Raw genomic sequence first — 19,438 nt, 5'->3', positions numbered from 1 at the left:
CGCCATCAACAGCAGGACAGGCAAGGCCGACAGCGCCATGGCAAGCACGACCTGGGTCCCGCACGGACCCGACAAGGGCATATCCTTTCGCAGGCTGATGACGGTGATCGGCCTCGGCCACTTCACCAGCCACGTGCTGCAGTTCGTCCTGGCGGCCCTGCTGCCGCTGACCGCGCTGCGCTTCGGCGTGGGCCTGGCGGAAGCGGCCCTGATGGTCACGGCCTTCTACCTGGCATCGGCCTGCTCGCAGGCGCTGACCGGGTTCGTGGTGGACCGCTTCGGCGCGGCACGGGTCCTGGCGCTTGGCCTGGCCGTGTTGGCCATCGCCTTCGGGGCGATGGCGGTCGCCCCCTATTGGGCGATGATCCCGCTGGCGGCGTTGGCTGGCTTGGGCAACAGCGTCTTCCACCCGGCGGACTTTGCGATCCTGGGGGCGCGGGTCGTGCAGTCGCGCATGGGCACGGCCTTTGCCCTGCACGGCCTGACGGGGACGCTGGGCTATGCCGTGGCACCGCCGGCGGCCCTGTTCATCGCCACGCACGGATCCTGGTCGGCGGCGATGCTGCTGGCCGCGGCGCTGGCAGCGATGGCCCTGGTGCTGGTCGTCGCCCATATGCGGCAGCTTCTGGCGCCCTCGGCCTTTGGCAGCGCCCCCCGCGAGGGCGTCCGGGCCAGCCTGTCGGTGCTGATGACGGCGCCCGTCCTGTCGTGCTTTGCGTTCTTCGTCCTGTCCGCCCTGCCGGCGGTGGGCATCACGGGCACGCTGCCCGCGGTCCTGAACGGCCTGTTCGGCACGCCGCTTCAGGTCGTGGCCCTGGCCATCGCCGCCGATCTGGTCGGCTCCGGCATTGGTACGCTGATCGGCGGGCGGCTGGCCGACCAGGGCATCCGGCCGGAGCGGATCGTCGTCGGCGGCCTGTCGGCCGCAGCGGCGCTGGTCATGGTGGTCGGGGTCGTGCCGTTGGGGGCGGTTGGCCTGATCGCGGTCCTGGGCCTGACAGGCCTGGCGGCGGGGCTGACCGGTCCGTCGCGCGACCTGCTGATCCAGGCGGGCGCGTCGCGCGCGGCCAGCGGGCGGGTCTTCGGCTTCGTCTATTCGGGCTATGACCTGGGCTCGGCCGCGGTGCCGCTGCTGCTGGCGGGGATGGTCGATGCGCGGGCGCTGCACCTGGTGGTCCCCGCCATCGCGGCCGGCTATGTCGCGATGATCGTGGCGGGCATTGCCGCCTCCTGGCGACCGCGGCGGGCCGCGATCGCCTGAGGACGCCGGCCTCAGAACGTGGCGGCGGCCAGGCGGCGGCGTTCGACGCTGGCCGCCAGTTCGCGCCAGATTGCCGCTTCCAGCGCCTTGGCGGCGGGGCCCTGCTGATCCTCGGTCCATGCGTGCAGGTCGATCAGGGCTCGGCGCAGGTCGCCATTCGCCGCAGCCAGCGTGGAGACGCGGATGTCCGGCTCCCGCCCCTCGGCCAGTGCGGCCAGGGTCCCGGCCAGGGGATCGCCGCCCAGCACGGGCAGGGCCTGGCGGAACAGGTCGCGGATCGCGGCATTCTCCCGCGCCAGTCGGTCGGCGGCGCGGTCCCACTCGTCGGCGACGACGGAGATCATGCCGGCCACGCCGCCCAGTGCTCCCTTCAGGTAGCGCGGCTCGACAATGGGCGCGATGCGGCCGGCAAGATCGGCCGAGACATGGGCGAGGAAGGTGGTGACGTCGGGCCGGATCATGCGAGGTGGTCCTCCAGATGGCCCATCGTTTCAAGGACCGCGCGGTCCTGGGCGTTGATCATGACCCACCCAGTCAGGGCCAGGATGATGTCCTTGTTCTCGCTGGTCTCCCAGGCATGGGCGCTGGAGACCCAGATGCCCTGGCCCTTCACGCTGGCGAACAGCTCCCACCAGTGCAGGGCGGCGCGGTCGACCTTCATGCCGCTGCCTTCCTCCCAATGGCGGATCGCGTCTTCCTTGGGGATCAGGCCGCCGCAGCGCTCGTCCCGGCCCCAGTACCAGACGCGGTTGATGCTCCAGGCCAGATCTTCCAGCGGATCGCCCAGGTGCGCCATTTCCCAGTCCAGCACGCCGTGGATCCGGCCATCGGGGTCGTAGAGATAATTGCCGGTGCGGAAGTCGCCGTGCACGACGCTGGTCTTCATGGCCGGCGGCGGCGGGTTGCGGCGCATCCAGCGGATGGCGGCACGGATCACCGGCTGCGGGTTCAACTCGTCCGCCGTCAGCACGCCCTCCCAATAGTCCAGCTGCTGCTTCCAGGCCTGGTCCGGCTCGACCCAGGGGAAGACGCCGACCAGTCCCAGCGCATGCGGATCCTGCGCCGCAATCTGGCCCATGTAGAACCATTTCTGACGCCCGATCTCGGCCGCATGGGCGGCATAGGGCTCGGCCGTCACGGCGCGGGGGTCGGCGTCCAGGCCCGCGATCCCGCTGCCGACCTCCGCCATCACGAAGAACGGCTGGTCCAGGTGGGCCGGATCCTCCTCCAGCCACAGGACCTCCGGCACCGGCACCGGCGTGGTGCCGAACGCCTTGTAGACCGCGTATTCGGTGGCCCGTGTCGTGTCGATCAGGCTGTCGCCCGGCGGATCGCGCTTCATGACCAGGCGGCGGCTGTGCCGCGTCGCCCCCTCTGCCCAGTTCAGGCGGAAGCGATAGGTCTCGCGTGAGGCACCGCCCCAGATCCGGTCCAACTGGTCGACCGTGACATCGCGCGCGCCCGGCATTTTTCGAGCGGCATAGGCCGCGATCCGGCCTTCAAGCGTTTCCATCCCGTTGTTCTTCTCTTAGGCTTTCGTTCGACGCCGGATGCGGTTAAGACAGCGTTTCACGGCATCCGCAAGACCGTAACAATGCGTGGGGATGGGAATGCAAGTCTACGACCTCGTGATCGTTGGCGGTGGGATCGGTGGCAGCGCACTGGGCTGTGTCATGGCCCGTGATGGCTACAAGGTCCTGATCCTGGAGCGCACGACCGAATATCCCGACCGTGTCCGCGGCGAGTGGATCGCCCCCTGGGGCGTGGTCGAGGTCCAGCGCCTGGGCCTGTACGACACCCTGGTGGCGGCCGGCGGCCACACCATCACCCGCCACATCACCTATGACGAGGCCTGGAGCCCCGAGGAGGCGGAGGCCCAGCCCCTGCCGCTCGGCATGTTCCACGAGAGCGTTGCTGGCCCGCTCGCCATCGGTCACCCGCACCACTGCCAGACCCTGGCCGATGCGGCAGTCGCGGCCGGTGCCACGCTGCTGCGCGGGGTTGGCGCCATCGACTGCACGCTGGGCAGCGATCCGACGGTCACCTACAGCCATGGCGGGGCGGAGCATGTTGCCAAGGCCCGGCTGGTCGTGGGTGCGGATGGCCGCACCTCCCACGTCCGGCGGCAGGCGGGCATCGTCCTGCACGAGGACAAGCCCCATCACTGGTTCGCCGGCCTTCTGGTCGAGAACGTGAAGGACTGGCCCGCCGACCTGCAGGCCATCGGCACCGAAGGGGATTTCGCCTTCCTGGTGTTCCCGCAAGGGGACGGCCGCGCCCGCATCTATGGCAGCTACCCGCTGGAGCAGACGGGTCGCTACTCGGCAGCCAACGGGGCGCAGGCCTTCCTGGACCGCTTCCGCGCCAAGTGCTGCCCCAACCTTGAGCGCTTTGCCGAGGCAACGCCCGCGGGCCCGGTCATGAGCTATTCCAACCACGACACCTGGACCGAGCAGCCCTATGGCGAGGGCGTGGTCCTGGTGGGCGATGCCGCCGGCTGGAACGACCCGATCGTGGGCCAGGGCCTGTCGATCACCTATCGCGACGTCCGCATCGTGAGCGAGGCGCTGAAGGCGGCCAAGGAGTGGACGCCCGCAATCTTCGCCGAATACGGGAGCGAGCGGATGGAGCGCCTGCGCCGCCTGCGCTTCGCGGCTGGCCTGACCTCGACCTTCGATGCGGAGTTCGGCGAGGACGCCAAGGCGCGTCGCCGTGCCTTCCACGAGCGCAAGCTGGCCGATCCCAGCCTGGGTGTCGCAGCCCTGGCCGTGATGGCGGGGCCGGAACTGGTGCCGGCCGAAGTCTTCACGCCCGAGAACCGCGCCCGCATCGTGGGCGAGTCGATGGATCAGGCGGCATGAGCGTGGACATCGTCGACTTCAACCGCCGCTGGCTCCAGGCCTGGAGCGACAAGGACGTCGAGCGGCTGGTCATGTTCTACGCGCCCGACACGGTCTACCAGGACCCCAACACAGCCGAGGGCCTGCACGGGCGGGAGCCCTTGCGCGCCTACCTGACCAAGCTGTTCGCCGAAACGCCGCCCATGCGCTACGACCCGGACGAGACGTGGAAGACCGATGCCGGCTATTGCGGGCGCTGGATCTGCACGATCGACAATCCGGACGGGACCAAGGGCTATATGCGCGGCTTCGACCTGGTCGTGCTCAAGGACGACCTGATCGCCCTGAACGAGGTCTATGTCCACATGCTGGCCAAGGACCCCCGCGCCGCCTGACGCCGATACCGCCCCGGCCAGGTGCCGGGGCGGTTCTATCGCAGCCGGTCCGATTGGCGTTCGGCCAAGGCGCGACGGATGTCACGGGCCGTGTGGAGCACCGCGAGGATCGTCACCTTCCGTTCGTCAGCCTCGTAGACGATCAGGTATGGCCGCGATCTGACTGGAAGCTCTCGTGTACCGGCGAGGTAGCCGCGCCGACCAATACCCGGGAATTCGCGCAATCGGTCGATCGAGGCGATGATCGCCTCCCGCACGCGCACAGCGGCAGCCGGGTCATCCTGGTGGATGTATTCAACGATATCTGCAAAATCCCGAGCGGCGGGCGTTGTAAGGACAAGCCGCCCCAATCTCACCAGCCGTATTTGGCGCGTATTTCCGCGAATACGTCCTCGGCATCGCGGACATTGCCCGCCCTCGCAGCAGCGATGCCCTCGCGGATACGTTCGACTTGCCAGTCGTGCGCATCAAGGTACTGGCGCAGCGCCAGTTCAACGACTTCGCTCCGAGAGCGTTCGCCCTGGCAGGCCAGAGCGTCGATCTCATCGAGCAGATCCTTGTCCGTCTCGATGGTCAGCGTCGCTTTCAGTGCAGCATGGGTCATGCTTCTGGATCCTTGGTTCCATCCAAAGCAATGTCAGCCTCGACGGCCTCAAGGCGGGCTGCGGGCCGATCACCATCAAGGAGCAGGATAAGTTCACCGGCCAGGGCACGGTCGACCAGTTCGTCAAGCCGCCCTGCCGCCTCCTCGATGGATATACGCATGCATCACCTCCTGAACCAGAGTCGCGCAAGGCGGTGGCCGGAGCAAGCACTCCTCACCCCGGGGCATTATCCGCGAAGGGGGCGAGTTGTGCTTCGAGGGCGCGGGTGAAGGCGGGGCGGGCTTCGCAGCGCTGGCGGTAGGCGTCGAGGGTCGGGAAGTCCTCCAGGATGCCTTGCCCCCGCAGGATGCGGAGGACCGTCGTCATCATCAGGTCGCCTGCGGTGAAGCGGTCCTCGAGATAGTCGCGCGCGCCAAGGGCGGCCGCCAGTTCGCCCAGGCGCTTGCGGATCATGCCCTCCACCTGCGGGCGGCGCTCGGCGGTCCAGGGCTCCCCTGCGTGGAAGATCGTGAGCTCGGCCAGGTTCTGCAGGGGCGGCTCGATCGTGTTGAGTGCCGCCAGCAGCCAGGTCCGCGTCCGCGCCCGTGCCGCGGGGTCGGCCGGCATCAGGGCGTCCGACCGTTCCGCGATGTGCAGGACGATGGCCCCGGATTCGAACAGGCGGACCTCGCCGTCCTCATAGGCGGGGACCTGGCCGAAGGGCTGGACACCGCGGAAGCCTGGGCTGTCCTGGTCCTCGAAGCTCAGCAGGCGGGTGTCGTAGGGGATGCCCGCTTCCTCAAGCGCCCAGCGCACGCGCAGGTCGCGCACCAAGCCCTGGGCGAACGGCGGGACCCAGCGAAAGGCATAGATGGTCGGCATGGGCGGTCCTCTTCAACCCGGTCTGTCCCTCCAAGGACGCAGGCTGCCCGGCCGTGCCGACAGGAGCCGGCCCCTCAGGCCGCCGGAAATGTGTCCTTGTGCGTCGCGCGCAGCAGGGCCTTCTGCACCTTGCCCATGGCATTGCGGGGCAGGTCCCCTTCGACAAAGAAGACGCGCTTCGGCACCTTGAACGCCGCCAGGTCCTGGCGCGCCCGGGCGATGATCGCCTGTTCGTCCAGCGCTGCGCCGGGGGCGGGCAGGACGACGGCCACCACCGCCTCCCCGAAGTCGGGATGGGGCACGCCGATCACCGCGGATTCCGTGACACCGGGCAGGCCGTCGATCAGGGTCTCGACCTCCTTCGGATAGACGTTGAGGCCGCCCGAGATGATCAGGTCCTTCTCCCGCCCCACGATGTGGACGTAACCCTCGGCGTCCACCTTGCCCATGTCGCCGGTGATGAACCAGCCGTCGCGGAACTCGCTCGCCGTCTTCTCCGGCATGCGCCAATAGCCCTTGAAGACATTGGGGCCCTGGACCTCGATCCCTCCGATCTCATCCGTGCCCAGCACCCGCCCGTCGTCATCCGCGATGCGCAGGGAAACATCCGGCAGGGGAAAGCCGACCGTGCCGGCGATCCGCCGCCCCTCCAGCGGGTTGGAGGTCAGCATGTTCGTCTCCGTCATGCCGTAGCGTTCCAGGATCGCGTGACCGGTGCGCTCCTCGAACTGGCGGTGCGTCTCGGCCAGCAGCGGGGCCGAGCCGGAGATGAACAGGCGCATGTTGGCGACTGCCGCGCGGTCCAGGCCCGCCTGGCCCAGCAGGCGCGTGTAGAAGGTGGGCACGCCCATCATGACGGTGGAGTGGGGGAGCAGGCCCAGGGCCTCCGCCGCATCGAACTTGGGCAGGTAGAACATGGCGCTGCCGTTCAGCAGCGTCGTGTTCAGCGCCACGAACAGGCCGTGCGTGTGGAACACCGGCAGGGCATGGAGCAGCACGTCGCCCGGCCGGAAGCCCCAAATCTTGTGAAGTGTCAGCGCGTTGGACGACAGGTTGCGATGGCTCATCATCGCCCCCTTGGACCGCCCCGTGGTGCCGGAGGTGTAGAGCAGGCCGGCCAGGTCGTCGGCCCCGCGGGGCACCGTCTCGAAGCCCGGGCCCTCGACGCTGGCCGCCTGCATCAGCGTGCCCTGGCCGTCCTGCCCTAGGGTCAGGATGCGGGCACCCGCAGCCACGGCCTCAAGCTCGCCCTCTGTCCCCGGCCGGCAGACGAAGACGCGCGGCTCCGCATCGCCCAGGAAGTACGCCACTTCGGCCTTGGTGTAGGCCGGGTTCAGCGGCAGGAAGACGCCACCCGCCTTGATCGTGGCAAGGTAGAGCAGGACGAACTCGACCGACTTCTCCGCCTGCACCGCGACCCGGTCGCCCGCGCGCACACCGGCGCGCGCCAGGGCCGCCGCAACGCGCTCCACCCCCGCTTCCAGCGCGCCGTAGCTCAGGTCCGGCCGCCCGCCATGGGCCAGGATGAAGGGCTGCGTCCGGTCCTTCGGGAACCGGCTTTCCAGGATCTCGTAGAGGTGTTCGGTCATTGTTTTCCGTCAGGAGGTGCTTCTTGGCGGGAAGGTTGCGTCAACATCCTTCGAGATGGGCCTGCGGCCCTCCTCAGGATGACGACCGTTGGAGAATTTTCTCACATAGAACAACGGCGTCATGCTGAGGAGCGGCCCGCAGGGACGCGTCTCGAAGCATCAGTCGCGACGCTGACGCAGGTGGCTGCCGGCCTCACGCCCCCACTTCGGCCTTGAAGTCGTCCCAGAAGTATTCCTGGGGGCCGCGGGCTTGGGCTGCCCGCGCCTTTTCCTCGTTGCCGCGCAACTCCACCCGGCGAATCTTGCCTGAGATCGTCTTGGGCAGGTCCGAGAACTCGATCACCCGCACCCGCTTGTAGGGTGCGACGGCGCCCGCCAGGAACTTGAAGATCGACAAGGCTGTCTGCGGCCCCGCCGCATGCCCCGGGGCCAGGGTCACGAACGCCTTGGGTACCGACAGGCGCAAGGGGTCGGGCGACGGCACCACCGCCGCCTCCGCCACTGCGGGATGCTCGATCAGGACGCTTTCAAGCTCGAACGGGCTGATGCGGTAGTCGGACGACTTGAACACGTCGTCGGCCCGCCCGACGAAGGTGAGGGAGCCATCCGGGCTGCGCGTCGCGACATCGCCCGTGAAGTGCCAGCCGGCGTCGAGGCCCGCGATGGTGCCGTCATCCATCTGGTAGCCCATCATCACGCCGACCGGTTTCCGGGCGAGGGAGACGCAGATCTGCCCCTCCTCCACCTCGTCCCCGTCGGCATCGAGCAGGCGGATGTCGAACCCGGGCAGCGGCCGGCCCATCGAGCCGGGGACGACCGGCTGGCCCGGCGTATTGCCGACCTGGGCCGACGTCTCGGTCTGGCCGAAGCCGTCGCGGATGGTCAGGCCCCAGGCCTTCTCCACCTGCTCGATCACCTCAGGGTTGAGCGGTTCGCCCGCGGAGAGCAGTTCGCGGACATGGTTGCGATGCTGGGACAGGTCCTCCTGGATCAGCATGCGCCACACGGTCGGCGGCGCGCAGAAGGTGGTGATCCTGTGCTTGGCCAGCACCGCCAGCAGGGTCGCGGCGTTGAAGCGCGGCTGGTTGTAGATGAAGACGCAGGCTCCCGCGTTCCAGGGCGCGAAGAAGCACGACCAGGCATGCTTGGCCCAGCCGGGGGACGAGATGTTGAGGTGCACGTCGCCCGGCTTCAGACCGATCCAGTACATGGTCGACAAGTGTCCGACCGGATAGCTCTGGTGGCTGTGCAGGACCAGCTTGGGCTTGGCCGTGGTGCCGGAGGTGAAATAGAGCAGGAGGGGGTCGGTTGCCTTCGTCTCGCCATCGGGGGCGAAGCCTGTCGGCTGGTCATAGGCGCGGGCATAGTCGTGCCATCCGTCAGCGCCACCCACCGCGATCCGCGTGAACTCCGACCCCAGGGTCGCGAACTTGTCGGTGACACTGGAATCGGCGACCACATGCTTCAGGCGGCCGCGGGCCAGGCGGTCCTCAAGGTCGGCCGGGGCCAGCAGCATGGTCGCGGGCACGACGACGGCGCCCAGCTTCATGGCCGCCAGCATCACCTCCCACAGCGGCACGACATTGCCCAGCATCAGCAGCATGCGGTCGCCCCGCTTCACCCCCAGCGCGCGCAGGTAGTTGGCCACCTGGTTCGAGCGGGCGGAGAGTTCGGCAAAGCTGAGCTTCACCTCGGACGCATCGTCGACGATGTGCAGCGCTGGACTGTCGTTCCCCTGCGCCATTACGTCGAAATGGTCCAGCGCCCAGTTGAAGTGCTCCAGCTTTGGCCATTCGAAACCGGCGACCGCGGCCCGGTAGTCGGTGCGGTTGGCGATCAGGAAGTCGCGGGCTTCACGAAACGTCGGCATGGCGCAGTCTCCCCCAGGGCCGGGGTTCGGCCCCGGGTCAATCTTTTCAGCCCCAAGCATAGACAGCGAATGCACAGTCCCCAAGCGACCGCTTCACTTGACAGAATTGCGAATGATTATCATATGCTGAACAGGCGGGCATGGGCATGGAGGATGACGGGCGATGGTCAAAGGGGCGTGCAAGCCCGTGCCGGGCGCAGTCGCCCGGCGGGCGGTGCTGGTGGGATTGATGGCTCTGGGCTGGTCCCAGGGCGGCGGCCAGCAGGCCGGGGCTGGCGCGCTGCACGGCCAGGCCGGCGCCGGTCCTGGCCTGGCGACGCCCCTGGTGCGCTGAGCGCACCAGGGATCAATTCTCAGAACGTCACGTTCAGGCTGGCGATGAAGGTGCGCGGATTGCCCTGGACCAGGTAGTTGGCGCCCGGAAAACCGCCAACCGACGCCCAATAGGATTCGTCGGTCAGGTTCTCGACCCGCCCACGCAGCGTCCAGTCGACGCCCTGGAGGGTGAGGACATAGCGCAGGCCCAGGTCCAGGCGGGTCCAGCTGTCGACCTCCACCGTGTTGGCGGCGTTCACATACTGCGCACCTGTATGGATCAGGCGGGCGTCGACGGTCAGGCCGGCGATGAAGGGCAGGTCCCATTCGACATTGCCGTTGAGCTGGAATTCGGGCGTCCCGATCGCGGCATTGCCGTCATTGGCGTCGGCGGTCGTCACCTCGGTATCGACATAGGTCAGGCCGCCGATCACCCGCACGCCTGCGACCGGCTCACCGAACAGGGTCAGTTCCACGCCCTGGTTCTGCTGTTCGCCGCCGTCGCTGAATACGTCGTTCTCGACGATCGCGCGGGGCTTGGAGATCGAGAACAGGCTCAGCGTGCCGCCAAAGGTCTCCGCGTCGTACTTGGCGCCGACCTCGACCTGGTCGCTGACATAGGGCGCCAGGATCTCTCCGGCATTCAGGACGGGGCGCCCATTATTGACGGTTGGCGCGGTCTCGCCCCGCTGCAGGGCCTGGGCGTAGTTGGCATAGAGCGCCAGGCCCGGCACCAGTTCATAGGTCACGCCAAAGGCCGGCGTGACCTTGGAATCGTCATAGTTCGAGATCCGCGCGCCGGTATTGTAGTCGTACGTTTCGGCACCCAGGTACTGGTAGCGCAGGCCGAACGTCGTCTTCAGGCGGCCGTCCAGGAAGGACAGCGTATCGGCGAAGGCGACGCTGGCGGTCGTCGTCTCCGACGTCTTCAGGGGGTCCGACAGGACACCGCCCACGAAGAAGTTCGCGGCGGGCGGCGGCACAGGGAACGGATTGTAGAGGTCCCCGGCAAAGCCCGCGAAGCTGGAGAACGCATAGGCGTTGTCCGACTCCTCCTGATAGCCGGAAACCGAGAAGACGACGCGGTGGCCGACGATCCCGGTGTCGAACTCCGCCCGGATACCGGCATCGCCCGACAGGACCGTATCCTCGCGCGTGTTGTCGAAGCGATAGGCACTGGTGACCCCGGTCGAAGTCGTGCTGGGGTTGGCCAGGACGTTCGCCTCCTCCCCGAAGCGGGCGCCACCGGCGACCCAGGCCGTCACGTTCTCGGTGATGTCGAACTCGCCACGGACCACGCCAAAGACCTGCTCCTCGTCCGAATAGGTCCAGGGCTGGGCATAGTTGGTGTCGGCGTCGGGCGGTTCCGGCACGTCCCCGGCGAAGGGCGGCGTGACCTGGGGCCGCGGCGCGTCGATCCGGTTGTCCTGGTAGCCCAGGTCGAACGAGAAGCGGGCCCGTGTCCCCGCATAGTCCACGCCCAGCGACAGGGCAGTCAGGCTGCGGTCCTCGTCCTCGACGGCGCTTTCGCCGACGCGGCCATGGGCGCTGGCGCGGATTCCCCATTCCCCGTTCGCACCATAGCGGCGCCCGACATCCGCCGAGCCGACGAACTGGCCATTGCTCTCATAGCCCAGGGTCAGGCTGTTGATCCCTTCGGCCGGCGCTCGCTTGGGCACCAGGTTGATCGTGCCACCAACCGCGCTGTCGCCCGGTGCCGCACCGTTGATGAAGGCGTTGGCGCCGCGAAAGACCTCGACCCGCTCCATCAACTCGGCCGCCACGAACTGGCGCGGCAGGATGCCGTACAGCCCGTTCAGGGTCATGTCGTCGGAATAGACCGGGAAGCCGCGGATGACATAGACCTCCTGGAAATTGCCGAAGCCCTTGGCCACGCGGACCGTCGGATCGTTCAACAGGACGTCGCCGATGCTGTCGGCCTGCTGGTTCTGGATCAGCTCCTGCGTATAGGCCGTGCTGCTGAACGGCATCTCCAGGAAATCCAGGTTGCCCAGAAGCCCGGCCCGCGACCCGGTCGCCACCTGGCCCCCGACATAGGGCAGGGTCAGTTCGACCTGCGAACCCTGGATGTCGATGGTCGGCAGTTCGATGACGAAGGGGTCCTGCCCTTCCGCCGGCTGGTCCTGTGCCACGGCCGTGCCGCTGCCGATCGCCGCAACGCAGCCCAGCATGGTCGCAAGCCGGGCGCTGCGCCCACGCCGCCGCCCCGAAGTCTTCCCCGCCACAGACCCCTCCGATGGGCTTGCGCCCATTCCTGCAAATGATTCGCGTTGATACTGCCATCAGCGCGCAGGAGTCGACTGCGACTTAATTGCAATGCAGGGAGGGATGGGCGTGCTTTGGCCCGGAGAGTCTTCCAACGTTGCGGACAGGGTGTCAGTCCGCCCGCTTTCCAGGCCATGCACCCCAGCCGACCGCCCAGGCGACCGCGCGGGTGGGCGGATCGGCGACGCCGCTCACGACCCGGCGGCGGCGCGGGCGGCCAGGTCGCGCTCCTTGAGGACGCGGCGCATGATCTTGCCTGTCGTCGTCATCGGCATCTCGGTCACGAAGGCGATCTCGCGCGGGACCTCGTGCCGGGCCAGGCGCTCGCGGACAAAGGCCTGGATCTCCGCTGCCAGCACCTCGGACGGGGTGGCCCCCGGGACGGGCACGATGAAGGCCTTGACCACTTCCGTGCGGATCGGGTCGGGAATCCCGATGGCGGCGGCGATGGCCACGGCCGGATGCTTGACCAGCGCCTCCTCGATCTCGCCAGGACCGATGCGATAGCCGGACGAGGTGATGACGTCGTCGGCACGCGCCACGAACCAGAAATAGCCGTCCTCGTCCTGCCGACCCAGGTCGCCGGTCAGGAGCCAGCCATTGCGGTACTTGCGCGCCGTCGCTTCCGGATTGCGCCAGTACTCCAGCAGCATGATCGGGTGTCCGGCCTTTACCGCGATCTGCCCCTCGGTCTCAGGCGGCACGGGATTGCCGTCCTGGTCCACGATCGCGACCGTGTAGCCGGGCGCCGCCTTGCCCAGGGCACCGGGCCGGGGCGCCATGAAGCGGCTGTTGTTCAGGATGCAGACATTGCATTCCGTCTGCCCGAACGCTTCCGCCAGCTTGGCGCCCAGCACCTCCTCCACCCAGCGGTAGAGTTCGGCGCCCACCGCCTCCGCCCCCGATACGACAGTGTGCAGGTGCATGCGGTAGTCGCGGCGCGCCTCCTCGGGCACGGCCTTCATCATGCGCAGCATCGTCGGCACCAGGGTGGCGCTGCTGACCTTGTGCTGCGACAGGAAGCGGAACGTATCCAGGGGATCGAAACCGATCCGGGCGCGCGCCGCGAACACGCGGCCGGTCTGCAGGCTGGTCATCAGCATGGCAAAGCCCGCCAGCCAGGCCCAGTCGGCAGGCGAATAGATCACGTCGTCGGTTGAGCCGTAGGAGTTCGCGAATTCGACCGACGGCAGGTGGCCCAGCAGCGCGCGGTGCGCGGCCAGCGCGCCCTTGGGCTGCCCCGTCGTGCCGGACGTATAGTTGATATAGGCCGGATCCTCCGCCCGGGTCTGCACCGTCTCGAACACCCGCGGCGCGGCGGCGATCAGCGCCCAGTAGTCCAGCGTGCCGGCGTGCTGCCCATCGACCAGCAGGATGTGCCTCAGGCTCGGCGCCGCGGCCGCAGCTTCCAGCACGGCCGGCAGGCGCGCGCGGTCGGTGACGACAGCCGATACCTCCGCATTCGCAAAGCGGAAGGCCAGGGCCTCCGGCCCGAACAGCGCCGCCATGGGGCACGAGATCGCCGCCAGCTTCCAGCAGGCGACATGGGTCGTGGGCACGGCACTGTCGACCGGCAGGACGATCGCCACGCGGTGACCCCGGCCGATGCCCAGCCCCGCCAGGACGTGGGCCAGGCCGCTGGCGCGGGCGTTCAGCTCGCCATGCGTGACGCGCTCCACGCGGTCGTCATACTCGATGAAATAGGCCAGCCGGTCGGGTTGGCTGGCGGCATGGCGGTCGCTGATGTCGGCCGCGATGTTGTAGTACTCGGGCACGTCCAGCCGCTGGCTGGCATAGATCTCCTCATAGGTCGCTGGCCGCGCGGCGCTTGTGCCCATGCCCTGGTCCTCCGGTTTCCCTCACGGCCGGCGTCTGGCGCGCCGGCCCGTGCCCGAAGCATGCGGAGAGGTGCCCCGCCCCGCAATCACATATTGAAAGTCGGTTCATTTTTCAGGTCGTTGCCACGCAGGCGACGGCACCGTGTCCCAGCCTGCAACACCATGGGGAGCGCCTCAGCCCTCGTCGGGCGGCAGCGTGGCGATCGCGCGCACGACCTTCAGGTAGGTGCGGATGACATGGTCGGGCACATCATCCTCGCCCAGGAAGCGTTCGCGCAGCAGCAGGCGCGCGGCGATCAGCATGACGCCCACGGCCTCAAGCTCCTCCGCCGAGAAGGCCGGAAAGTCCCCCACCGCCTTGTTGTCCTTCAGCGACGCGTGATAGTGGGCGATCACGTTCGCCATGTGCTGCTCATAGGCGGCGGGGGCATAGACCCGCGCCTCGGCCACGATGCGCAGCAGCGCCGGCTGGGTTCGCGCGTATTCGAAATAGCCCCGCGCGGCGCGCGTCTCGACCTCCAGGGCGGAGCGTGCCTCGCCGATCTCGCGCCCCAGCATGCCCAGCATGCGGCCGCCCACGGCGGGCAGAAGCTGGTCGAACAGGTCCTGGCGGCTTTCGAAGTACTGGTAGAAGGTGCCCAACGCCAGGCCGGCCCGCGCGGTCACGCGGGCGATGCTGGCCCCGGCATAGCCGTCCTCGCCCACGATCCCGGCCGCGGCATTGATCAGCGCATCATAGTTCTGCCGGGCCCGCTCCTCCCGCGAGAGGCGCTTGCGGCGAGGTCGGGGCGGGCTCGCCGGGGGCTTTGTTGCTGCATCGCTCATGGCCGCAGCATAGGTTCCTGAAAATCGAATCGGGACTGCAAATATCGCCACATGGGCCGCCCCCGGGGGCTGCGGGGCCGGGCGCCGTCAGGTTGGCTTGGACAGCCAATGGCGGAACGACCTATTGTCCAGGAGTGTTGAGCCGTCCGGAAGTCGCAAGCCCAGCCCCTCATGGAGAACGCCACAACCGAACGCAAGGCCGAACTGGTCCAGGCGCTGTTGCACGCCATCGACCGCCATGGCCTGACCCTGCCTGCGCACGACCTGATCGCCCAGGAGGCGCATGGCGCGCGCGAGGCCCTGCTGCGCAGCCTGGCGCAATCGGACGAGTTGCTGATCGCCGCCTGCGAGCATCTGGCCGACATCTATCGCGACACGCTGCTGATGGGCATCGTCGAGGCCCAGGCGCCGGAACGGCTGAGCCTGTTCCTGGACTTCTATTTCGATTTCCTGTCGGCCAAGGGCCTGCCGAAGCCGGCGGACGACCGACTTTATGACGCGCTGCTGGCCCTGGCGGCGACCTCTCCGGCCCTGCGCGCCAGCCTGCGCGGGCAGTACGAACTGCTCCAGCACGTCATCGCGCACGAGGTTCAGATCAGCCACCCCATGCTGGGTCAGGCGGCCTGTCGCGAGATCGGCTTCCTGTTCGTGGGCATGATGATCGGCCATTGGAAGCTGGTCGCCAGCCTGGGCTTCTCCGAAAGCTGGAACCAGGTGACCCGGCGGGCCATCGACCGCCTGATCGAATCCTACAAGCTGGACGCCGCCTGACCCCGCCGGCGCGACGGCCGGCGGGACCAGTCCTGCGCGCCGGGCCAGGCGCTATTGCATGTACCAGCCGTGGCTGACGATCAGCGACTGCCCGGTCAGTGCCTTGGTCGGGAACGAGGCGAAGAAGACCGCGGCCTCGGCCACGTCCTCGACAGTGGTGAACTCGCCGTCCACCGTCTCGCGCAGCATCACGTTCTTGACCACCTCTTCCTCGGTGATGCCCAGTTCCTTGGCCTGTTCGGGGATCTGCTTGTCGACCAGGGGTGTGTGGACATAGCCGGGACAGATCACGTTGGCCCGGACATTGTGCTTGGCGCCTTCCTTCGCGACCACCTCGCACAGGCCGATCAGGCCGTGCTTGGCGGCGACATAGGGCGCCTTGAGCGGCGAGGCTTCCTTGGAATGGACCGAGCCCATGTAGATGATGCTGCCGCCTTCCGGCTGCTTGTACATCTGGTTCAGTGCTGCCTTCGTCGTCAGGAAGGCGCCATCCAGGTGGATCGCCAGCATCAGCTTCCACTTGTCGAGCGGGTATTCGTGGACCGGGGCCACGATCTGGATGCCCGCATTGCTGACCAGGATGTCCAGCCGCCCCCATTTCTCGATCGCCTTGGCGATGCCGTCATTGACCTGGCCTTCGTCCATGACGTTCATGGCCACGCCGATCGCCTCGCCGTGATCGCGGGAGATTTCGGCCGCCGTCGCCTCGGCCCCCGCCAGGTTCAGGTCGGCGATCGCGACCTTTGCCCCTTCCTTCGCGAAGATGATCGCGATTTCCTTGCCAATTCCGCTTGCTGACCCTGTGATGACGGCAACCTTGTCCTTCAGGCGCATGGCTTGTCCCCCGAAACGGTCGACAAGTCTTGCGCAAGCACAAGGGCGGGTCGAGGGGACGCTGCGTGCGCCGCAGCGATTCCTGACGGGCGTCGCACCAGAGCGACGCCCGGGGCCGTTCGACCCTCAGCCGGCGAACATCTCGTCGAAGAATTCGCGCATCGCGCGCCACGAGCGTTCGTCCGTCCGGGCATCATAGGCAAAGCCCGGAATGCCCAGGGCATCGACGTCGACATTGGTGAAACTGTGGCCCGCGCCGCCATAGACGATCATCTGCCAGTCGGCGCCGGCGGCACCGAGTTCGCGCTGCAGGGCGTCGCGCTGCTCGGCATTGGCCAGCGGGTCGTCGGCCCCGGCACAGACCAGGATGCGTGTCGCGATGCCCGGGGCGGCCGGTGCCATGCCCACGTCCAGCGCGCCATGGAAGCTGACGACGCCCCGCGCGCCCAGGCCGGCACGGGCGATCTCCAGCACCGTGAAGCCGCCGAAGCAGAAGCCGATGGCCGCAACCCGGTCGGCATCGCACTGGGGATGGGCCTTGAGCGCGTCGAGCCCGGCCTTGGCCCGGACGTGCAGCCGGGCCGGATCCTCGCGCAGCGGGGCCATCAGGGCCATGGCGCCGGGCAGGTCGGCCGCCGTCTGCTTCTCACCGAACAGGTCGCCGGCCAACGCCACATAGCCCAGCGCCGCCAGGCGCTGGGCCCGCGTCTCGGTCAGGGTGCTGCGGCCATTGGCCTCGTGCGCCAGGAACACGCCCGGCCGGCGCCCCGTCAGCGCGTCATCCCACGCGACGAGGCCGCGCATGGTGACGCCATCGGCGACATAGTCCAAGGCCTCGGTCCGTACCGCCATGTGCATCTCCCCCCGTCAGGGGCCGGTCCGTCTGGCCGGCCGCTTGGTCATTCGGCATCGCCCTCGCGGAAGCCGGGATAGCCCCACCAGGCGTCGCGCACCTGCTCGTAGTTCAAGGCCGGGTCATAGGCCGCGACGGGCAGGCGCAGGTATTCGACCGTCAACAGGCCCGTCGCCGCCAGAAGCTGGAACGCCGCCACGTATTCGTCGCGTCGCGCCCCGACCAGGGTCACGCGCGCGTTCAACAGTTCCTGTTCCGCGTCCAGGACGTCGAGCGTGGTGCGCGAGCCGACCTCCGCCTCCTGCCGGACACCTTCGGCGGCGATCTCGTTGGCGCGGACCTGGTCCTGGCTCGACGTGACGATGGCGCGGGCGGCGATCAGTGCTTCCCAGGCGTTGGTCACGCCTTCCTCGACCTGGCGCTGGGCCTGGGCGATCTCGACCAGGCGCTGGCTGGCGGTCTGCTGCGCCCGGCGGATGTCCGAGTACTCCGCGCCCGACTGGTACAAGGGGATGTTGACCTGCGCCACGACCTGCTGGCTGTCGATCGTGGTATTGGCCTGGGACGTCTCGTGCGCGATTCCGGCCGAGGCCACGATGTCGGCCGTGGGCAGCAGGGCGCCCTTGGCGATGCGCACGGCATCGCGCGCCGCGGCCTCGCTATAGCGGGCGGCGCGCAGGTTGGGATTGCTGTTCAGCGCCGCCTCCCGTGCCTCGTCCTCGCTGGTGGGCAAAGGTGGCGGCGGGGGCGGCTGGTCCAGGTTGCCCGGCATGCTGCCCACGATGCGCAGATAGGCGGCCCTGCTTGAGGTCAGGCGCGCCTCGGCCGCGCGGCGCTGGCTGATCGAGCCGGACACGCGCGCTTCCGACTGGGCGACGTCGGTGCGGGTGATCTCGCCCACCTCGAACCGGTCCTTGGCCGCGTCCAGCTGGCGGTTCAGCACGGTGACCTGGTTCTGGTTCAGCTCCAGCACGGCCTGGTCGCGCAGCACGTCCATATAGGCCGTCACCGCCTGCAGCAGGACCTGCTGCTCGGTCGCGGACAGGACGGCGCGGCCCGCCGCCACGCTGTTCTCCGCCTGGTCGATGCCGGCGTCGACACGGCCGCCGCGATAGATCGGCTGCGCCACCTGCACCTGGCCGGCGGCCGGGAACAGCGTATCGCCGCCATAGCCGAAATCGGTGTCGATGCCCTGGCGACCCACACCGGCCTGGCCGCTGACGACCACGGTCGGGCGCCAGCCGGAGCGGGCCTGCGGCACGTTCTCGTCCGTTGCCCGCTGCTGGGCACGCTGGCTCTCCAGCGTCGGATTGCTCTGGTAGGTCTGGACCAGGGTGTCCATCAGCGTTTCCGCCTGCGCCGGCCCAACCGCAAGCCCGGCCGCAACCAGGAACGCCACCCCCAGGCTTCCGCCCCACTGCCGCATCTACGCCCCCTGCCCGTCCCGGGTCTTCAACTGCCGCCCTGAAGCGGCATGGCTCCTCCTGAGCCCTGCCCGCCTGAACGCTGAATTTAAGCCTTCCCCATTCACTGGCAAGCGATGTGGGCGCCGCAGGGCCGCTGCAGGATCAGCTCTGAGCCCGGGACAGGGCATGGAACAGCGGGCGCGGTGCCGCCGCCCGGGCCCGCCCGCCAAAGCCGGCCAGGCGATGAACCGACTGCCGGCCCAGCATCAGCACGGAGAATCCGGTGGGGAACAGGCCGCCATAGACCGGATCGGTCACGTCCAGGCCCCCGGCATAGGCGCCGAACGCAGGCATCACCAGGCGGGTGCCGTCCGTCACGAAACAACGCGCCGTGACATGGCGGCCACGCACCGTCAGCCGCGCCTTGGGGTGCAGGTGGCCCGCCACCTCCCCCGCCGCCGGTGGCTCGGCCGGTTCATGCACCAGGCGCAAGTCGCCCAGGACGTGGGTGCCGCACCCCGCGCCGCCCAGGTCGGCCGGTGCCTCCGGATCGTGGTTGCCGGTCAGCCACAGCCAGTCGGCCGCCTGGGTCAGGTGCCGGATGCGGGCGCGGGCGCGCTCGTCCAGCCGGCCCGCAGCAGCGCGGTCGTGAAAGCTGTCGCCCAGGGCGACGACCGTGCGCGGCGCCAGGCGGGCGACCACCTCCGCAACCCGCTCCAGCGTCGCCCAGGTGTCATAGGGGGGCAGGGGAATACCCCGCGCGGCAAAGGCCGAGCCCTTTTCCAGGTGCAGGTCCGAGACGATCAGGGTGCCCGTATCGGGCACGTACAGCGCACCGCTGAGATCCGCCTGAAGCGGCACGTCGGCAACCTGGAACAGGAACATGACG

General features: G+C 68.5%; 20 protein-coding genes. 5 read left to right on the top strand and 15 right to left on the bottom strand.

Annotated features, from left to right (window positions below):
• The first annotated feature begins 37 nt into the window (after positions 1–37).
• On the top strand, positions 38–1,261 hold the full coding sequence (locus tag ACI6GS_RS05610; protein WP_439816801.1) for an MFS transporter: 1,224 nt from the start codon (positions 38–40) through the stop codon (positions 1,259–1,261).
• 11 nt (positions 1,262–1,272) lie between these two features.
• Here the strand turns inward: ACI6GS_RS05610 and ACI6GS_RS05605 are convergent, their stop codons facing one another.
• Together ACI6GS_RS05605 and ACI6GS_RS05600 are read right to left on the bottom strand one after the other, a co-directional pair.
• Positions 1,273–1,722: a hypothetical protein gene (locus ACI6GS_RS05605; protein ID WP_439816800.1), complete on the bottom strand. Its 450-nt coding sequence runs from the start codon at positions 1,720–1,722 to the stop codon at positions 1,273–1,275.
• Complete coding sequence (locus tag ACI6GS_RS05600) at positions 1,719–2,774, bottom strand: phosphotransferase family protein (protein WP_439816799.1); 1,056 nt, start codon at positions 2,772–2,774, stop codon at positions 1,719–1,721. The genes ACI6GS_RS05605 and ACI6GS_RS05600 overlap by 4 nt, the downstream gene beginning before the upstream one ends.
• Positions 2,775–2,871: 97 nt before the next feature.
• Here ACI6GS_RS05600 and ACI6GS_RS05595 point away from each other — a divergent pair, with 97 nt between their 5' ends.
• Positions 2,872–4,122, top strand: coding sequence for an FAD-dependent oxidoreductase (locus ACI6GS_RS05595; RefSeq protein ID WP_439816798.1), 1,251 nt, complete (start codon positions 2,872–2,874; stop codon positions 4,120–4,122).
• Complete coding sequence (locus ACI6GS_RS05590) at positions 4,119–4,496, top strand: nuclear transport factor 2 family protein (protein WP_439816797.1); 378 nt, start codon at positions 4,119–4,121, stop codon at positions 4,494–4,496. The genes ACI6GS_RS05595 and ACI6GS_RS05590 overlap by 4 nt, the downstream gene beginning before the upstream one ends.
• Before the next feature lie 35 nt (positions 4,497–4,531).
• Here ACI6GS_RS05590 and ACI6GS_RS05585 read toward each other — a convergent pair whose 3' ends face one another.
• The 6 genes from ACI6GS_RS05585 to ACI6GS_RS05560 all read right to left on the bottom strand — a co-directional run bounded on the left by ACI6GS_RS05585 (position 4,532) and on the right by ACI6GS_RS05560 (position 9,421).
• Positions 4,532–4,846: a type II toxin-antitoxin system RelE/ParE family toxin gene (locus tag ACI6GS_RS05585; RefSeq protein WP_439816796.1), complete on the bottom strand. Its 315-nt coding sequence runs from the start codon at positions 4,844–4,846 to the stop codon at positions 4,532–4,534.
• A 2-nt stretch (positions 4,847–4,848) separates the two neighbouring features.
• The gene (locus ACI6GS_RS05580) at positions 4,849–5,100 is read right to left on the bottom strand and encodes a CopG family ribbon-helix-helix protein (RefSeq protein WP_439816795.1); all 252 of its coding nucleotides are present in this window, start codon (positions 5,098–5,100) and stop codon (positions 4,849–4,851) included.
• Complete coding sequence (locus ACI6GS_RS05575; RefSeq protein WP_439816794.1) at positions 5,097–5,261, bottom strand: hypothetical protein; 165 nt, start codon at positions 5,259–5,261, stop codon at positions 5,097–5,099. Before ACI6GS_RS05575 ends, ACI6GS_RS05580 begins: the two co-directional genes overlap by 4 nt.
• 53 nt (positions 5,262–5,314) lie before the next feature.
• Positions 5,315–5,962: a glutathione S-transferase family protein gene (locus tag ACI6GS_RS05570; protein ID WP_439816793.1), complete on the bottom strand. Its 648-nt coding sequence runs from the start codon at positions 5,960–5,962 to the stop codon at positions 5,315–5,317.
• A gap of 74 nt (positions 5,963–6,036) precedes the next feature.
• Positions 6,037–7,551 carry a malonate--CoA ligase gene (locus ACI6GS_RS05565; RefSeq protein ID WP_439816792.1) on the bottom strand — a complete coding sequence of 505 codons (1,515 nt, stop codon included), beginning with the start codon at positions 7,549–7,551 and terminating at the stop codon, positions 6,037–6,039.
• Positions 7,552–7,744: 193 nt separating this feature from the next.
• Entirely contained in the window at positions 7,745–9,421 is a 1,677-nt protein-coding gene (locus ACI6GS_RS05560) for an AMP-binding protein (RefSeq protein WP_439816791.1), read from the bottom strand.
• 163 nt (positions 9,422–9,584) lie between these two features.
• Here ACI6GS_RS05560 and ACI6GS_RS05555 point away from each other — a divergent pair, with 163 nt between their 5' ends.
• The gene (locus ACI6GS_RS05555) at positions 9,585–9,755 is read left to right on the top strand and encodes a hypothetical protein (RefSeq protein ID WP_439816790.1); all 171 of its coding nucleotides are present in this window, start codon (positions 9,585–9,587) and stop codon (positions 9,753–9,755) included.
• Between the two features lie 19 nt (positions 9,756–9,774).
• Here the strand turns inward: ACI6GS_RS05555 and ACI6GS_RS05550 are convergent, their stop codons facing one another.
• The 3 genes from ACI6GS_RS05550 to ACI6GS_RS05540 all read right to left on the bottom strand — a co-directional run bounded on the left by ACI6GS_RS05550 (position 9,775) and on the right by ACI6GS_RS05540 (position 14,685).
• A complete protein-coding gene (locus tag ACI6GS_RS05550; RefSeq protein WP_439816789.1) occupies positions 9,775–11,982 on the bottom strand; it encodes a TonB-dependent receptor in 2,208 nt (735 codons plus the stop codon).
• Positions 11,983–12,213: 231 nt separating this feature from the next.
• Positions 12,214–13,860: an acyl-CoA synthetase gene (locus tag ACI6GS_RS05545; RefSeq protein WP_439816788.1), complete on the bottom strand. Its 1,647-nt coding sequence runs from the start codon at positions 13,858–13,860 to the stop codon at positions 12,214–12,216.
• A gap of 174 nt (positions 13,861–14,034) precedes the next feature.
• The gene (locus ACI6GS_RS05540; protein ID WP_439816787.1) at positions 14,035–14,685 is read right to left on the bottom strand and encodes a TetR/AcrR family transcriptional regulator; all 651 of its coding nucleotides are present in this window, start codon (positions 14,683–14,685) and stop codon (positions 14,035–14,037) included.
• 171 nt (positions 14,686–14,856) lie between these two features.
• Between ACI6GS_RS05540 and ACI6GS_RS05535 the strand changes: the two genes are divergently transcribed.
• Entirely contained in the window at positions 14,857–15,456 is a 600-nt protein-coding gene (locus tag ACI6GS_RS05535; protein ID WP_439816786.1) for a hypothetical protein, read from the top strand.
• Between the two features lie 51 nt (positions 15,457–15,507).
• On the opposite strand, the gene ACI6GS_RS05530 is transcribed toward ACI6GS_RS05535, so the two are convergent.
• The 4 genes from ACI6GS_RS05530 to pdeM form a co-directional block, all read right to left on the bottom strand.
• Positions 15,508–16,290: a 3-hydroxybutyrate dehydrogenase gene (locus ACI6GS_RS05530; RefSeq protein ID WP_439816785.1), complete on the bottom strand. Its 783-nt coding sequence runs from the start codon at positions 16,288–16,290 to the stop codon at positions 15,508–15,510.
• Positions 16,291–16,416: 126 nt separating this feature from the next.
• Positions 16,417–17,142: a dienelactone hydrolase family protein gene (locus ACI6GS_RS05525; protein ID WP_439816784.1), complete on the bottom strand. Its 726-nt coding sequence runs from the start codon at positions 17,140–17,142 to the stop codon at positions 16,417–16,419.
• Between the two features lie 47 nt (positions 17,143–17,189).
• Entirely contained in the window at positions 17,190–18,569 is a 1,380-nt protein-coding gene (locus ACI6GS_RS05520; RefSeq protein WP_439816783.1) for a TolC family outer membrane protein, read from the bottom strand.
• Positions 18,570–18,711: 142 nt separating this feature from the next.
• On the bottom strand, positions 18,712–19,434 hold the full coding sequence (gene pdeM, locus ACI6GS_RS05515) for a ligase-associated DNA damage response endonuclease PdeM (protein WP_439816782.1): 723 nt from the start codon (positions 19,432–19,434) through the stop codon (positions 18,712–18,714).
• Positions 19,435–19,438: the final 4 nt, after the last annotated feature.

The organism is Zavarzinia sp. CC-PAN008 (assembly GCF_051903925.1).
In the GTDB taxonomy this organism is placed as follows: domain Bacteria; phylum Pseudomonadota; class Alphaproteobacteria; order Zavarziniales; family Zavarziniaceae.
Note: the sequence above shows the minus strand (reverse complement) of the source record. Positions and strands in the feature narration are given on the sequence as shown.

What these genes read in the sequence shown, in the direction of transcription:
- ACI6GS_RS05590 (WP_439816797.1), top strand. Translation starts at nt 4,119, where the DNA reads ATGAGCGTGGACATCGTCGACTTCAACCGCCGCTGGCTCCAGGCCTGG.
- ACI6GS_RS05545 (WP_439816788.1), bottom strand. Translation starts at nt 13,860, where the DNA reads ATGGGCACAAGCGCCGCGCGGCCAGCGACCTATGAGGAGATCTATGCC.
- ACI6GS_RS05605 (WP_439816800.1), bottom strand. Translation starts at nt 1,722, where the DNA reads ATGATCCGGCCCGACGTCACCACCTTCCTCGCCCATGTCTCGGCCGAT.
- ACI6GS_RS05555 (WP_439816790.1), top strand. Translation starts at nt 9,585, where the DNA reads ATGGTCAAAGGGGCGTGCAAGCCCGTGCCGGGCGCAGTCGCCCGGCGG.
- ACI6GS_RS05560 (WP_439816791.1), bottom strand. Translation starts at nt 9,421, where the DNA reads ATGCCGACGTTTCGTGAAGCCCGCGACTTCCTGATCGCCAACCGCACC.
- pdeM (WP_439816782.1), bottom strand. Translation starts at nt 19,434, where the DNA reads ATGTTCCTGTTCCAGGTTGCCGACGTGCCGCTTCAGGCGGATCTCAGC.
- ACI6GS_RS05535 (WP_439816786.1), top strand. Translation starts at nt 14,857, where the DNA reads ATGGAGAACGCCACAACCGAACGCAAGGCCGAACTGGTCCAGGCGCTG.
- ACI6GS_RS05610 (WP_439816801.1), top strand. Translation starts at nt 38, where the DNA reads ATGGCAAGCACGACCTGGGTCCCGCACGGACCCGACAAGGGCATATCC.
- ACI6GS_RS05575 (WP_439816794.1), bottom strand. Translation starts at nt 5,261, where the DNA reads ATGCGTATATCCATCGAGGAGGCGGCAGGGCGGCTTGACGAACTGGTC.
- ACI6GS_RS05580 (WP_439816795.1), bottom strand. Translation starts at nt 5,100, where the DNA reads ATGACCCATGCTGCACTGAAAGCGACGCTGACCATCGAGACGGACAAG.
- ACI6GS_RS05530 (WP_439816785.1), bottom strand. Translation starts at nt 16,290, where the DNA reads ATGCGCCTGAAGGACAAGGTTGCCGTCATCACAGGGTCAGCAAGCGGA.
- ACI6GS_RS05565 (WP_439816792.1), bottom strand. Translation starts at nt 7,551, where the DNA reads ATGACCGAACACCTCTACGAGATCCTGGAAAGCCGGTTCCCGAAGGAC.
- ACI6GS_RS05520 (WP_439816783.1), bottom strand. Translation starts at nt 18,569, where the DNA reads ATGCGGCAGTGGGGCGGAAGCCTGGGGGTGGCGTTCCTGGTTGCGGCC.
- ACI6GS_RS05570 (WP_439816793.1), bottom strand. Translation starts at nt 5,962, where the DNA reads ATGCCGACCATCTATGCCTTTCGCTGGGTCCCGCCGTTCGCCCAGGGC.
- ACI6GS_RS05525 (WP_439816784.1), bottom strand. Translation starts at nt 17,142, where the DNA reads ATGGCGGTACGGACCGAGGCCTTGGACTATGTCGCCGATGGCGTCACC.
- ACI6GS_RS05600 (WP_439816799.1), bottom strand. Translation starts at nt 2,774, where the DNA reads ATGGAAACGCTTGAAGGCCGGATCGCGGCCTATGCCGCTCGAAAAATG.
- ACI6GS_RS05540 (WP_439816787.1), bottom strand. Translation starts at nt 14,685, where the DNA reads ATGAGCGATGCAGCAACAAAGCCCCCGGCGAGCCCGCCCCGACCTCGC.
- ACI6GS_RS05595 (WP_439816798.1), top strand. Translation starts at nt 2,872, where the DNA reads ATGCAAGTCTACGACCTCGTGATCGTTGGCGGTGGGATCGGTGGCAGC.